We start from the raw sequence: 15,562 nt of genomic DNA, 5'->3' as shown, positions 1-15,562 counted from the left end.
GTTTTTGGGAGATGATAACTTTCCGGGAAAATGATTGGATTGAAATCTCAAAATTTGAAAATATGCTGCGCAGCACATTTCTTAATGTTGGCTTAACAGATGTTTGTGTTTTTCAGCATATCTTTGTCGTAGATTTTATTTCATAAGTTTAGGTTTGATTAGTTTTATTGGTTTAGTTAGGTTTGAAAAGGGTAGATAGAGATCTACTCTTTTTTTTTGCTCCAAACCGAAGGAAAGGCCAGCTGCGAGAATTTGAGAAAGCAGGCTCATCTTTTTCGGGCAGAACATCTCTCTTGCCAATCTCGAATATCGAAAAGGACGCGTTCGATCTGGATGTAAACAAAAAGAGCGAGGTAAGATTAGCCCCGCTCTGTATTAATACCACTTTTCTACCATTGCTTTCATGAAAGCAAGGCTCCCTTTCGCCAAGTCTTCTGAATTGTATTTTGAGGGGCGCCACAACGAAGTTGGACCAACCAGTTCTTTTATTTGTGATGAAAAGTTTTCCAGCACCAGTGGACCTTGGTAATTGATTTCGCTGAGTGCTTTGAAAAAGTCATCCCAACAAACGTTTCCTTCCCCGGTCATTCCCCGGTCACTCTCCGTAATATGGAGATGCTTTAAGCGATTTCCGCAGCTAATAACCGGATCGTAGAAATTGGCTTCTTCAATATTCATGTGAAAGGTGTCGAGGTGAACCCCGATATTTTTCGCTTGTGTCGCATCGATCAGATCTAACACCTCTCTCGCCGAAGTAAGGACATAGCTTTCATAGCGGTTAATGGGTTCGGGAGCGATTGTAATTTCACGCTCGGCAGCATAAGAGGCCAGTTCAAAAAAGACTTCTTTAACGATTTCACGCTCATTAGCAGAGCACGGTTTGCGCGTGAATTCTCCAATAGCGGAATGCAATACCCCCCCGAGAAAATCACCTTCCATCTCAGCAACGATGTCGAGAGCACCTTTGATCATCTGGAGCGCCTTTTTAGGCTGCGCCGGCAGATGACAATTGCGCGGAATGTTTAAGGTTAACCGACAGTCGATGCCTGCTGTCTTCAACTGTTTCTTCACCGTTGGGGTATCAAAGTTTAGCGAGGGAGGCAGGCTGATTTCGAGCATGTCGAATCCGTATTCCGCTGTTTTCCCGATGGCATAGGCGCCTCCTTCAGGCGACCAGGACGGTATAAATGATAAATAAGAGGTTCCGAATTTGGGCATGATTGTAAATTTGATTGTCAATAAAAGTTAGAATAACCACATTTCCGTTTTTATCCCGATGTATGTTCCCCAACGCTGATGATTTATACTCAGGTAGGGCGAGTATTGATTGTCGCGGGCATAATCGTTGTAACGTGCAGCTGAGAATACCAGGCGAATATGAGGACGGCACCAGGGATTCTTTTTCCCCAGAGGGACAATCGTCGGCGCGAACGAAAATTTCAGCATTGCAGCCGTAGGATTATCACCATCTCTGCGTGTTGCATAATGTGCTTCATTAATTAAGTGCAACCAGTCGGTTGCGTAGTAGAGTGAGCGGAAGCCAACCACAAAATCTCTTTTGCGGTTAAAAATTTGGTTCCCGTTGAAGAACTCTGCTTTATTGATGCTTGATGCGCCACCTTTACTTTGGGTAAACACAGCATATCCGTTTAAACTAAATCGTTTGTGAAGATTTAGCAGGAAGTGTTCGACTGCCGTGAATGAGTAAGCGCCGGTATATTTGCCCGAGCTGTTAGGTGCACCGTAAGTCGCCCATGTCCAGGTATTCCCGTTGTCGCCACCGTTGGCAATTCCGGCACCGTAGCGTACCGCAAGCTGGTTGAACGATCCGGGCATTCTGGTTTTTAGGAGTGAATTGAATTTAGCTCCCAGTACCCAACCATAATCCGACGGATAGGAATAATTTGCGTTTAAGGAATTTGCAGCAACGGTGTGATATTCACCCAACAGCTTAAGAGAATTGCCATTCGGGAAGCGCAGGGTATGTTCACCGACGAACACCATCCGTTGGCGAATGGCCGGGTTTGTGGCACCTTCAACAGTAACTTCATAATTGTAAGGGTAAACGCCGGCAGAGTCAGAAGAGGAAGGCATGTAGATGGCGAATTCGGTATCTTTATAGCTAACGCCTGCTCCTTGTGCCGAGTGATCGTCAAAATAGAAATAATCGCAGATGTGGATGTCGTCGTAACGACGGAAACGAACGCCTACCCAGGCCGACCAATCACTTCCCATAATATTTCGTGCTTCAACATAAGTTTCGGGCAGAATAAAGGTTAAACCTTCGGGAGAACGGGTGCTCACATTACCCATAAACTGGCCATTGGCCGAGTACATTCCCAAACGAACCTGCAGTGTAACATCCGTCGCATCCTGATCCTCCGTTTGCGGTGTAAAATGGATGGCCGGTAATAAGTCCATATAATCGTATTGTTCCATACGACCAGCCAATGAACCCTGTCCCGACAGGTTTAAAGGTTTCCATTGATTTCCCTCTCCGTTGGGAGACATGCCGATACCAATTCGGCCGGTGGTTCCCATCGAAAAGTTTGTGTTGGTTATCACAACTTGTGCTCCCGCTGAGAGACAAAATGTGATCATCATTGCTATAAGTTGGATTTTGAATTTCATAATAAGGTCTCCTTGTTTGACAGTCCAAACGGGGTGAGATCCTGTCGGTGATTTTTGTTTATTGAATCGTTTTAATGAATGATATTTTTGGAAAAGTTTAAACGTTTAAACAAATCGGTCAAATAAAAATTAGAACTGAAGTTTAGTTGCCGACTTATCCTTGCAGCCATATAACGCATACCAGGTAATATAAGCGAAGCTAATCAAGGGAAGTATGAATGAGAGGTTGACTTCCGGGAGGCCCATGATTCGAATATCGGCTACACCTGTACCGGCAATATCAATGATCATACCTTGTAATTTGGGCATTAAAGCACCACCAACGATTCCCATCACCAAACCTGCCGAACCGATCTTCGCTTCTTCTTCCGATAAGCCTCCAAGGCTGGTCGCGAAAATGGTTGGATACATAATCGACATGAAGAAAGAGGTCAACACAATGCAATACAATCCGACACCACTGTTTATGCATACTGCTCCGGCTATACAGGAAGCGGCTAACAGACTAAACAGAGCCAGCAGTTTTGCACCGCTAATGTATTTTAATAGGAACGTGCCGACCAGTCGGCCAACAGTAAACAGGACAAATGCAGCGAATTGATAATAGCCGGCAGTTAGATTATCGATGTTTATTGCTTCAGCATAGTGATAAATATAAGTCCAGCTCATAATTTGGGCACCAATATATAAGGTTTGAGCCAAGACTCCGGTGATGTATTTCTTATTTCTGACCAGAGCCTTAATCGACTGTGAAGTATTTTCAGAGCTACTTTCATTGTTATCCCTAGACTGTGGCATTTTATTGACAAGAAACAAAACAAAAACGCCAATAATCACCAATCCCAGTATAACATAGGGATTACGGATCGTCATTAAATCAGTGGTTCTTATCATTACTTTAGAAACCTCATCCAAGACTCTGAAATCAGCAATATCATCTGATTTTAAATTCCGAAGAACAAATTGTTGGGCAACCAGCAATCCGGCAAGTAACCCCAGTGGATTGAAAGACTGGGCTAAGTTTAAACGTCTTGTTGCTGTTTTTTGACTTCCCAGGGCAAGCACGTACGGATTAGCCGCTGTTTCAAGAAAAGCTAATCCAAATGTTAAAACATAGAGGCTTAAGCAGAAGAACCAAAACTGTTCGTTTATTGCAGCGGGGTAAAATAATAAGGCGCCTGTTGCATATAATCCTAATCCGATCAGGATCCCAACTTTATAGGAGTATTTTTTCATAAAGATGGACGCGGGAAGTGCCATACAAAAGTAACCACCATAAAAAGCCATCTGAACCCAGGCAGCCTGTGAGTTTGACAACTCCAGCACTTTTTTGAAAGCTTGTACCATGGGGTCGGTTACTGCATTCGCAAAGCCCCAAAGGCCAAATAGAAGGGTCACCAAAATGAAAGGAATGATGTTATTCCGGGAAATGCTCATGGACTCGGTAAGAATCTGCCCATAATTTTTTGATTTTAATTTTGCTGCTAAATTAAGTGTTGTCATGATTGATTCGTTAAGGTTTATGTATTGATTTTAAGCGGAAACGCGTGTGTTCAGGTTTGCAAATCGCTCAACTTGATCGATTGTATAGGCAGGGCAAGCTCCTTCGTTAGAGGCTACAAAGGCTCCAAGAGCTGTTGCGTAGCTCATGCTTGTTTCAATGCTTTCATTTTGAATTTTTTTCGAGAGGAAAGCAGCCAGAAAAGAATCGCCGGCGCCAACAGTATCTTTTACTTCGACCTTGCAGGCAGGGGACGTATGCGATTGATTGCCATCGTAGTAGGTAGCCCCACGACTTCCTTTGGTAACAATCACTTCACCAATATCAAATTTCTCCTGAAGAAACTGAACGGCACTCGCTTCATCGCGATGGTTACTAGTGTACCACGAGATAATCAGTTCCAGTTCCGAGTGATTTAATTTCAAAAGGTTACACTGGCCCAATAAATGCTCAATTATTTCCTGCGAGTAGAACGGAGGGCGCAGGTTGATGTCGAACACTTTATACGTGGCTTTATCCAGCAGTTTGTAAAGTGTGTTGCGCGACCTTTCATTCCGGCATACCAAAGTGCCAAAAATAAAGGCATCAGCTTGCTCAACCAGCGTATCATAAGCGGTTGACGGTTGAATTTGATCCCAGGCAACATCCTCGTGAATCACATAGGTCATTTCATGATCTTCACCAGCGATGGCTTCAACAAAGCCGGTGCGGAAGTTTTCATTCACCTGGCAGTTTTCGGTTGGGATATTCCAGTCTTGCAGCTGGTTTAAAAGCGCCTCACCAAGCGAGTCTGAACCAACACTACTGATCATTTGGCTGTCAATGCCAAATTTCTTCAGATGATATGCGACATTCATCGGGGCCCCGCCCGGTTTTGTGGCATCAGGGAAGATATCCCATAAGACTTCACCGTAACATACGATTGTTTTTAAGTTTGATTTTTTGGCGTCCATAATTCTTGTGTATTTAAGTGTACTTAGTTTAAACGTTTAAACAGTTTTGCAAAAAAATATTAAGTAGCTGTCGAGTTTTGCTTTACAAGCTCAGCTTTTAAATAAACTGTTTTGTTGATGCCTTTCCTTTTGATGGATTCATTCAACAGATTGACTGCTTCGGCGCCCAGTTCGCTCAGTGGTTGATTGATATAGGTGATTGTTGTATAGAACAGGTCGAAAGCATCTGTTTTATCGAAGGCGATAACAGCAAGTTGCTCAGGAATTGCAATTTGGTGTTTATTTAAATATTTCAGGCCGGATATCGCTAATAAGTTGGACATGAAGAAGATTGCTTCTACATTGTTTGCAAGGAAGCTTTTAAGCGCTGCCTCTACATCTTCCTGAATATGTCCCAAGCGAACCAGACCAACCATTTCATTGCCCTGGCAGATGTCAACCGCACCGCGTAAGCGTTCATTCAAATGAGCCAAGCTAGTATCGTAGTTGATCAGTCCGATTTTACTTTTCTTATTATCCAACAGGTGTTTTACGGCTATTTTGGCAGCAGCGTAATTGTCAACGGCAACGGTATTGCAAGGAATCTCCGGGAAGTATCGGTCAAGCAATACAAAAGGAATCTCCCGTTCTTTCAGGTCGGTAACAATTTCCTCCGAGTGATCCGGTAATGAAAGGATTAAACCATCAACCTGCCGGTTCAGGAATAATTCGATTAAGGTTCTCGATTTATCGACTTGCTCGTCAGAGCTTCCAATAATAACCGTGTAGCCGATCTTGTTTGCTTCGTTCTCAACAATGCGAGCTATTTGCGAAGAGAAAGGGTTGGCAATATCTGCCAGTAGCAGTCCCAGCGTATGGGTCCTGTTTGTTTTCAGGCTTTTGGCTATTTGGTTGGGGCTGTAGTTTAATTCTTTGGCAACAGCCTTAATGCGGGCAGCAACTTCTTTACTAATTCGGCCTTCCATCTTTCCGTTCAGAACGTATGAAACCAAAGCTGTCGAAACTCCAACTTTAGCGGCTATGTCTTTCAGTGAAACGGTCTTTTTCATATCAGGCAGAATTCGATGTTTAATATTAGCTTTCAACGATTGATAGTTCAAAAATAATGCTTAAACGTTTAAGCAAATCGATAAGTGTTCTAAAACATATTCGGTTTTATTTCGGATAATTGCTGTTTTTTCGGTGCTGTTTATTGTGGTTGCTGTGTGTAAGTGGTTGTTGTATCGTGTTTAAAGAGTTGATTTTTCTTCGGTGTCGACAAACGCTAAACGATATCTATTTAGAATTGATATCAATAACTGCATGCCAGTTGCCTTGTTCGTTGCAGAAGGGATCCAAGAAGGTCAACTCGCATGCTTGAGGGTCCTGTTGTTTCAAAAGACCGGAACCGAAAGTGCCGGTCAAGCTAATAACGAAGTGCAGAGGCACTTTAATGCAGCGACTCTAACTTCACTCCCGATACTGATGGCTATTTAAGCAAGTCTTGTCTTTAATCCCTACCTTTGCAAAAATATTTTCAGAATCGTGCAAACAGCGTCCTTTACAGCTTTCAAATCCGATATTGGTGATATCGCTCTTCCCCAACGGTTTCCTTATGTGTTTACTTACGAACCGCATTCCTTGTGCCGTGTTGCGGCGGAAGAGTTGCAGCAAACGATCCAATCGCATCCGGAATGGAACGATTGGTTTGGGTTGGGGCAGGGAAGTATCGGTGTTGGAAAAATGTTTGGCGTTTTGGTGGTACAGGCCGCGGATGGTTCGCTTGGTTATCTGGCAGGTTTTTCCGGAGCCATTGACGGACGGAACGCTATTCCCGGCTTTGTGCCTCCGGTTTACGATTTACTCAATCCGCAGGGCTTTTTCAAGCTTGGAGAGCGGCAACTGAACGAATTAAACAGGGCGATCGGGAAGTTGGAAAACAGCGATGAGCTTCGATCCGCGAAAGAACGCCTGGGGGCTTGCCAACAAGAGCTGGAGTTTGTTCAGACCCAGTGGAAAGCTCGATTGAAAGCCGGAAAGAAAGCGCGCAAAAAACAGCGCATGGAAGCTGCAGCAATGTTGGATGGCGCAGCTTTGGAAGAACGACTTGAAAAACTAAACCGCGACAGTCAGCTGGAGAAGCTGGCTTCGAAAAAAGCAATCGCGGAACATAAGCAACAATTGGAGCAGCTGCAAAAGCAACTGGCCGGTTTGCTGGCTCCTCTCGAGGCCATGAAGCAGCAACGAAAAGAGCAATCAGCCCGCTTACAGGGCGAAATATTCGACCAGTTTCGCTTGTTGAACTACCGGCAGGAACTGAAAACCGTATCCGCCATTTTTCGGGAGCAGGGCGAGGAGCTGCCGCCCGCTGGCGCCGGCGATTGTGCCGGACCCAAGTTGTTGCAATACGCTTTTCAGCAACAGTTGAAACCCATTGCGCTGGCCGAGTTTTGGTGGGGGGCCTCGCCAAAGTCGGCAGTTCGCAAACACAAACAGTTTTATCCGCCTTGCCGCAGTAAGTGTGCTCCCCTTATGAAGCAGATGCTGAAAGGGCTGGACATGGAGCCCGATCCGCTGACCAGTCAATTGAACCAGCCGCGGGAGCTGGAAATTCTTTTCGAAGACGCCTGGATTATGGTGGTCAATAAACCGGGGCAGTTTTTGTCGGTTCCGGGCAAGCAAATTACCGACTCGGTGCTTCAACGGGTACGGCAGATGCGCCCCGATGCACAGGGACCTCTGCTGGTGCATCGGTTGGATATGTCGACCTCGGGCATTTTGCTGGTCGCCAAAGATCCGGTAACTCACAAGGCCTTGCAGAGCCAGTTTATGAAGCGAACAACCCGAAAACGCTATGTGGCTGTTTTAAATGGTTTATTGGAGCAGGAGCAGGGAGTGATCGATTTGCCGCTTCGGGTTGATCTGGACAACCGCCCGCAACAGCTGGTTTGTTTCGAACACGGCAAGTCGGCGCGAACCCGCTGGGAAGTTATTGCCCGGCAAAATGGCAAAACGCGCGTTTACTTTTACCCCATAACCGGACGTACCCACCAGCTGCGCGTTCATGCAGCGCATATCGATGGATTGAACACGCCGATTGTCGGCGACGAACTGTACGGAACTGCTGCCGATCGTTTATACTTGCACGCTGAGTCGATCGAAATCATTCATCCCCAAACCGGGCAACGAATGAAATTTACCGCTCCCGTACCGTTTTAGCCTGTTTGCTACAAGTTGATTCGTTTTTAGCAAGCCGATTGTTTCAACAACAAATACCGAACGTTATTTTTCTGCTGACGATTAAATCCGGGCTGTTGGTTTAATGCCTTGCCGTATAGTTTGTTACGCTTTTGTAGCCGCTAGTGGGCTACGCTACTTCTTGTACGAGTTACATTTTCTTTAATGTTTCCTTAACGCTGTGTTAATGCACACACTTCTATTCTGCCTTATCTTTGTCGTAGATTTTATTTCATAAGTTTAGGTTTGATTAGTTTTATTGGTTTAGTTAGGTTTGAAAAGGGTAGATAGAGATCTACTCTTTTTTTTTGCTCTAAACCGAAGAACCTTCCACTTCCCAAATTTAGGTTTTATGTACCATGCCAGCCGTTGGCGATGTTACGAACAGCATGCCGGAACCATCTTGTATTTCTGCTGTAAGGCATTGAAAGCCTATTGTTTTTCATACATCTATATCGTACCTTTTGAAGATATTGTTTTACCTAAATCTTCACTTATGAGTTTTATGAAAGAATTCAAGACATTTGCCATGAAAGGCAATGTGGTCGACATGGCCGTTGGTATCATCATCGGTGGTGCATTCGGCAAAATTGTTGCATCTTTTGTCAACGACGTATTAATGCCTCCGATCGGAATGCTTCTGGGAGGTGTTGACTTTAAAGAGTTCAAATACGTGCTTCGGGAAGATGTGTTGAATGAGGCCGGCGAGGTCGTTACCAAGGGCGCGACAATTCTGTATGGTAACTTTATTCAAACGGCCATCGATTTTATCATCATTGCTTTTGCAATCTTCATGATGATCAAGGCCATGAACAATATGAAGAAAAAAGAGGAAGCCAAGCCCGTAGCTCCTCCTGCACCTCCGGCTCCCAGCAAGGAAGAGCTGTTACTAACTGAAATTCGTGATTTACTGAAGCAGAAATAGTGCTGTTTTTACCATAAATTGATTGGTACTTTTATCAAAATGGAATAGACTTAAAAGGTCCGGAAGCGATGTCCGGACCTTTTTATCGAAAATGAGCAATTGCGGTGAGCAAAACAGTTTAGGCTCGTTATTTTCCGGTTTGGGGAGGTTAACAAGCCGGAAGCTCGCAATTGGTCCCGGAGTTTTAACGGGGATGGCATGAGCAATCTTCGGTTGCCTTAGCCCGATAAGGCGGGAACAAGCGCTTTCCGGGCAGAAATGCCGATTGCTTCGTGTACGAGTTACAATTTCTTTAATGTTTCCTTAACGCTGTGTTAACGCACACACCGGCATTCTGCTTTATCTTTGTCGTAGATTTTATTTCATAAGTTTAGGTTTGATTAGTTTTATTGGTTTAGTTAGGTTTGAAAAGGGTAGATAGAGATCTACTCTTTTTTTTTTGAATATATTACGACGCAGCGGGGCTAAATTGCCATGCCAATAACTGGTTTTGCATTAGATGAGGAACGACAACCCGATAACTTTTCGAGACAACGACAACAGCATCGTCGAAACAGACTAAACTTTCATTCTTGTTGGTGATTTCCTCCGAATCATGAAGGTCTTTTGTGAAAATCGCTCCGGGTGATGCGATTTTCAACTGCATCGGGGATGCTTTGAATGTCGATTCTGCTCCAATCAAAAGCCACGACTCATTTCGTAGCAACCTTGTGTTGGTGGGCGTTGTTCCAAACGCGACTGCTTTTTCTATTTCTACTTTTGATTAAAGAGGAACTTTGTCCTACCGGACGGGTTTTCATTTTTGTAGTGACACAAAAACGAAACAAAAAGGTCATGGCTGATTTTTATCTTCAACCGCCATCTGCCGAAAAGCTAAGTTCAGCCGGGTGATCTCCTTCTATCGGCGGAGCTTCCCGGATTCACTAAGCTTTTCGTTTGATTTCGGCTTTGATAAAAATAGGCCAACCGCCTCCCGACTTTTTGGCATTGAACGAACCTCATTCTTGTGCGTTGATGATGTTTTTTGTAATCTACTTGTAGCTTCTGGATTCCCCCGCTCTGCCCGCAGAGAGGGGACAGAATTAAATCAATCCGTTCGGATTGATTTAATTCAGGGGAGAGTTACAGCGGGCTGCTGGTATGCACTTTGAAAGTTCCTTCTAGGGCGTATCAGAGCCTGCTGTTTTTTTCGCCTACTCTTGATCAACGCGGATCTTTTGTCCTACCGGACGGGTTTTCATTTTTGTAGTGACACAAAAACGAAACAAAAAGGTCATGGCTGATTTTTATCTTCAACCGCCATCTGCCGAAAAGCTAAGTTCATCCGGGTGATCTCCGACTCGCGTCTGAGCTTCCCGGGTTCACTAAGCTTTCCGTTTGATTCCGGTCTCGATAAAACCAGGCCAACCGCCTCCCGACTTTTCGGAATTGATCAAACTTCATTTTTATTCGTTGATGGTGTTTTTTGTAGTCTACTTGTAGCTTCTGGATTTCCCCGCTCTGCCCGCAGAGAGGGGACAGAATTAAATCGATCCGTTCGGATTGATTTAATTCAGGGGAGAGTAAAAAGGCGTTTGTGTTTGTTGTAAACATCTATTTGGGTGATGGTTTCCAACCGCATCGGGGATGCCTTAAAAGAGCGGAAGCGTCCGATTTTAATCGGACCCGGAGGGTTTATCGCCTCTATTTTTTTTAAATGAAGACTTGCCGGATTCTTGTTAATCAGGCATTAATATAATTATTAAGAATCAAGCTAAATTGAATGGAGCTTATGGTAAGTTTTGGAGGGATTTTGTAAATTGGGTGGCTGAACAAATTAGAAAAAGAGCTTAATAAATAGAATCCCCCTTCTGCTGGCATAAATCTGTGATTTGTGTTTTGTTTGAAGCAAACAAGTAAGTTGACAGATTGAGGTACTTGTTATACAAGTGCGCCAGCTAGGAGGGATCAAGGCAATAATCATAACGATAATCAAAAACGATCAAAATGGAAAGTGAAATTAAAATCGGGAAAAAGATATTTATTCGGAATGCGGGAAAAGATGAATATTGGCTTCAAGATATTATTTATGAAAATCCTAAAGTTTTAGGTCTTGGAGATTTAGTTGCTGTAAATAAAGAAAAGAAGCAATCAAGCGGGGGACGACTAGATATTTTATTGAAGGAACCAACAGAGAACTTGATGTATGAAGTAGAAGTCATGTTAGGAGAAACAGATCCTTCTCATATCATTCGTTCGATTGAATATTGGGATAATGAAAAGCGAAAATATCCGCAGAGACAACATTTCTGCGTATTGATAGCAGAATCATTTGATCGAAGATATTTTAATGTTATACAATTAATGAGTTTAAATATTCCAATGGTTGCAATTCAAGCGGATTTGTTGGAAGTTAATGGAGAGAAAATTTTAAATTTTTCAAAAATCATTGATATTTATATTGAACCGGAGGAAGATGAAGAGGATACAAAACAAGTAAATGAAGCAACGTGGAATTCTGATTCTCCATGGACTAATGTAAATGCAAAAGAAATATATGGTTTATTAAAAGATAAGCATGATCGAATTGACCTTCGTTATACGCAAAGCTATATCAGCATTAATATTGACGGACGAAATGCTTATTGGCTTTGTAAAAGAATGAAACCAACTTCAGCCCTTTTCTTTTCAGTGAAAGATGATGAAAAAGTTGAGGCAATAAAAAAGAAATTCGAGGAGAACGACATTGGGTATACTTATAATCGATATAAAGAATTTATGCTGAATGTTGACATCAAATCAATAAAGAAAAACATTGAATTGCTAAACGAGGTGCATGCAATTCGGAATAAGAAAGTAGTTGAAGATGAGTGACTCGATGTCTGTTTCGGAGTGCAAACAATTGAAGGGAGTAAAAAATCATGGTCCAGTCCCGGAGGGACGGCATCTTTGTAAAAAGCTCGGGCGTTGAGCGCCAGGAGCTCCGTAGGAGCGTAACTAAAACCAACAGCCTGGCAAGTGCCGCTCCTCCGGAGCTCGGATTTCAGCATCGGGCGATTGAGCTACAAAGATGGCGCTCCTCCGGAGCTGGAGATACAATAAAATTCAATAGAGCTAGTTTCTTAAAAAAAGAATAGCTTAACTGATTTATACGAAACGATCATGGCCAATACATACACCCAACTAATTGTTCAAATTGTATTTGCAGTATATGGTAAACAAAATCTAATTGCGGAAAAGCATCGGGAACGGTTAGAAAAATACATTGTGGTACGATCACGAACAAGAAATCAAAACCTCTGGCGATTTATTGCAATCCTGATCATACACATATATTAGTTAGCTGTCAGCATAAAACAGTGCATCAAGATAAGTTATTCAGATATGGAAAAGATAAATTTATTAGAATTAAGAGCAACAGTATTTAGACTTATGATGTGTAGAAATATTGAAGATAGTTGTGAATTACTAGACATCTATAGTAACTTTCTATTATCATCTATAGATTACCACGATAAATTAGATTTTTCAAGTCAAGAAGAAGCTGATGCTGCAATGATTTCACAAATGATTTTCACTAAGATACTACACCTTAAAAGTGCTGTGTCTGGAATTACTTATTCAAACAACACTGGAGTAAAACTTAATAGAATTATTGACCCTACAGTTGTTGTATCACTTGTTCGAAACATATTTGAAACTGTTGGTCTTTTTAACCTAATGTTTAGAGCTACAGATAATCGTGACTTTAGATACATCATTTATTTATTATGGGTTCTTTCTGGACTGAAATATCGACAACGATTTGAACAACAAGCCATAATGGAAGAAAACTTAAATAAAATAGCACAAGAAAAACAAGACATAGACAATATAATTGATGAAATTAGGAATAGTAAAATATACTTAGAACAAGGAGATAGTGAGAAAAGTGTAATAGAACAAGCAATCAAAGAGAAAAAATATTTATTACATTTTAATGGTGATAAAATTGAGATTCTCCATTGGCAAAGACTTACAGAAACAATGGAAATAAAAGAGGGACTTTTTGACAACTTCTATTCTTATTTTTCATTGTATGCTCATCCGACAAATGTTTCGGTATTTCAATATGCCGATATGTTTAAGAGAGAAGAAATGACTTTTCTTGATTTAACAAACTTTAACACTAGTGTCCCATTAAAATTGGGACGTTATTAATAATTAAACAAATTTGGCTCATTAAGCCTAAAACGTTCTTTGTCATTTTGAAATTTAGTTCTCTCAAAGAGGTCTCGAAGATGAGTTTTGTCGGTCAATGATATACTCAATATTTGTAAAACCTCATGTGTACTTCTGTCAAGTTGCATGTCTGTTTGGACAATTGCAATCAAGCAATAGGTACATAAAGCAACGTAAATCTGTATCCGAACAGCATTTTCAGTGGTTCCCCAGAATTTCTTGATTTTCAAATGTTGCTTTAGCCATTTAAAGAACAGCTCGACTTGCCATCGGTTCTTATAAAGGTCAGCAACTTGAAGAGCAGAAATGTGCACTGCATTGGTTAAAAATACAAACTCACGCTTTTGTTCTTCATCCCAATATCTGACTAAGCGAAGATGTTTAGGGTAGTATTGGCTGGGATAAAAGCCAGTCAATTCAATGGTAAGATCTGAAAGCACGTTCTTGGGCAACCTTCGTTTCCATTTGACTATCTTGTATTGAAGGTTCTTCTTTGCTCTGACAACGAAAAAAGCTTCTATCTGACGAATCTTATACAACATCTTGAAGTGATTATATGCACGATCAAATATGTAATAAGAACCCGATTCATATGGAATTTCTTTCATCGCTGTAGAGTCGTGTACAGAAGCTTCAGTAATGTGAAAGAATGCTGGGATCTGCGTCTCGACATCATATAATGTATGTACTTTGATTCCACCTTTCTTCTTACGAAACTTCGCCCACCAAAATACGGAAAGGCACAAGTCAATGGTGGTTGAATCAAAAGCGTAGACATTACCATCAAGCTTGAAGATGTCAGAAACTCGTTTCTGCCTGGCTTCGTTTACCAGATAGTACGCATACTCTTCAAAGATGTGATAGTCTCTGTTCTGATTAGCTCTGGCTAGGGAAGATTTTGAAACATTCTTGCCTAGGCCCAAATGATAAGATTTGGAATGATGAGCATCAAGTGCGACAATTAGATCTCTCAAACTTTCACGATTTGATAATTGCCCGAACATCAGAGCAAGCAATTGGTTCCAACAAGTGAAATGCTTCACGTATTTGTCTCCGTCATACTTACGAACGATGTAGTTGAACTTATTCCTATCAAGGAACGATGCTAACTGAGCAAAAACGTATTTATCCTTATGCATTTGCTAATCTGTTGATGAATAGCGAAAATGCAAATTGAAATCCGTTTAATCGAAAATCGCCTGCAACTAACTAAACTTCAGTGTTTTCAAAGAACGTTATTAGAATTTAATGGGACAGTAATGAAACTTTAATTTAAAAATAACAGCTTTTTTGGGAGGGATTTTTATCGCAGATTACATTAATCTATTTCCCAAATTACTTGTTCCATTTGAAAAATTATCGATAAAAGACCAAGTAATAATTAATTGTTATAGTACAATACCAAGAGATGATAGCTATGAAATTAATGATGCAAAAAAATACTGTGAATAAATGCCGAACAGCTAACAATCTGTCATAGTGCATAGGGCGTGAAGTGAGTATTTGAGGCATGGGTGCTTTCTATAGCACCGCCGAAACGCAGTTTCGACGGCGAGTCCAAATTACAGGTGTCAAACCTGCGTCTCGGCTACCTAGCGGCTTGAAAAGTTAGTGATTTCTGATGCCCCTCGCTAGCGCGAATCTGTGATTCGTGCTTTGTTTGGAACAAACAAGCAAGGTGAGAAACAGAGGCAGCTTTACAAAAGTGGGACAGCGAAGGTGGGGATTCCCGGACAGGGGAGTAAACAATCTATAGACAGGACATTAAATAAAAGAATAACCAGTGATAAGTTTTTTTACAAAAAGCAAAGGGCATCTGAAGATTTGCGAAGATAGCCTTACAGCCAGCGTGTTCGATTTGCTAAAATATCTCCCAACAGAAATCTTTTGGAAGATCTTGAAGAAGTCGTTATACCACGATAAACTCCCAGGGATAAGTGGTGAGTTGATTGGGATTAGGTTCTGGGAAAAGTGGAGTTCTGACGGAACATCGAATTTACGCTATGTTGAACCTGATGTCTTTGTCGAATTTAGTGGGTTTTGGATATGCAACAAAAAACTGTACGGCTAGTTAAGCGCTACGCTGCTATTCTTTGATTATTATTTAGTTGTTCAAATTCGATTATTGTTTTGTAC

10 protein-coding genes are annotated in these 15,562 nt (G+C 41.8%); 4 read left to right on the top strand and 6 right to left on the bottom strand.

Features of this window, described 5'->3' with window-relative positions; genetic code table 11:
• Nucleotides 1–375 precede the first annotated feature (375 nt).
• The 5 genes from C8N47_RS01870 to C8N47_RS01850 form a co-directional block, all read right to left on the bottom strand.
• Nucleotides 376–1,218, bottom strand: a complete 843-nt coding sequence (locus C8N47_RS01870) for a sugar phosphate isomerase/epimerase family protein (protein WP_211316013.1) — start codon at nucleotides 1,216–1,218, stop codon at nucleotides 376–378.
• A 27-nt stretch (nucleotides 1,219–1,245) separates the two neighbouring features.
• On the bottom strand, nucleotides 1,246–2,604 hold the full coding sequence (locus C8N47_RS01865) for a carbohydrate porin (protein WP_211316012.1): 1,359 nt from the start codon (nucleotides 2,602–2,604) through the stop codon (nucleotides 1,246–1,248).
• A 156-nt stretch (nucleotides 2,605–2,760) separates the two neighbouring features.
• Nucleotides 2,761–4,134 carry an L-fucose:H+ symporter permease gene (gene fucP / locus C8N47_RS01860; protein ID WP_245915652.1) on the bottom strand — a complete coding sequence of 458 codons (1,374 nt, stop codon included), beginning with the start codon at nucleotides 4,132–4,134 and terminating at the stop codon, nucleotides 2,761–2,763.
• Nucleotides 4,135–4,164: 30 nt separating this feature from the next.
• A complete protein-coding gene (locus tag C8N47_RS01855; protein ID WP_107820830.1) occupies nucleotides 4,165–5,085 on the bottom strand; it encodes a carbohydrate kinase family protein in 921 nt (306 codons plus the stop codon).
• Between the two features lie 59 nt (nucleotides 5,086–5,144).
• Nucleotides 5,145–6,134 (bottom strand): LacI family DNA-binding transcriptional regulator, encoded by a 990-nt coding sequence (locus C8N47_RS01850; protein ID WP_107821086.1) that lies wholly within the window; start codon nucleotides 6,132–6,134, stop codon nucleotides 5,145–5,147.
• A 475-nt stretch (nucleotides 6,135–6,609) separates the two neighbouring features.
• Here C8N47_RS01850 and C8N47_RS01845 point away from each other — a divergent pair, with 475 nt between their 5' ends.
• The 4 genes from C8N47_RS01845 to C8N47_RS01810 all read left to right on the top strand — a co-directional run bounded on the left by C8N47_RS01845 (nucleotide 6,610) and on the right by C8N47_RS01810 (nucleotide 13,405).
• Nucleotides 6,610–8,283, top strand: coding sequence for an RluA family pseudouridine synthase (locus C8N47_RS01845; RefSeq protein WP_211316010.1), 1,674 nt, complete (start codon nucleotides 6,610–6,612; stop codon nucleotides 8,281–8,283).
• Nucleotides 8,284–8,797: 514 nt separating this feature from the next.
• Entirely contained in the window at nucleotides 8,798–9,226 is a 429-nt protein-coding gene (gene mscL / locus C8N47_RS01840; RefSeq protein ID WP_107821085.1) for a large-conductance mechanosensitive channel protein MscL, read from the top strand.
• Nucleotides 9,227–11,212: 1,986 nt separating this feature from the next.
• Nucleotides 11,213–12,079 carry a hypothetical protein gene (locus tag C8N47_RS01825; protein WP_107820826.1) on the top strand — a complete coding sequence of 289 codons (867 nt, stop codon included), beginning with the start codon at nucleotides 11,213–11,215 and terminating at the stop codon, nucleotides 12,077–12,079.
• A gap of 510 nt (nucleotides 12,080–12,589) precedes the next feature.
• Entirely contained in the window at nucleotides 12,590–13,405 is an 816-nt protein-coding gene (locus C8N47_RS01810; RefSeq protein ID WP_146161408.1) for a hypothetical protein, read from the top strand.
• Here the strand turns inward: C8N47_RS01810 and C8N47_RS01805 are convergent.
• Nucleotides 13,402–14,565 (bottom strand): IS4 family transposase, encoded by a 1,164-nt coding sequence (locus C8N47_RS01805; protein ID WP_107820823.1) that lies wholly within the window; start codon nucleotides 14,563–14,565, stop codon nucleotides 13,402–13,404. The two genes, C8N47_RS01810 and C8N47_RS01805, sit on opposite strands and share 4 nt — an antisense overlap.
• Between the last annotated feature and the right edge of the window lie 997 nt (nucleotides 14,566–15,562).

The organism is Mangrovibacterium marinum (assembly GCF_003046625.1).
Taxonomy (GTDB): domain Bacteria; phylum Bacteroidota; class Bacteroidia; order Bacteroidales; family Prolixibacteraceae; genus Mangrovibacterium; species Mangrovibacterium marinum.
This window is presented reverse-complemented; position numbering and strand designations above follow the sequence as displayed.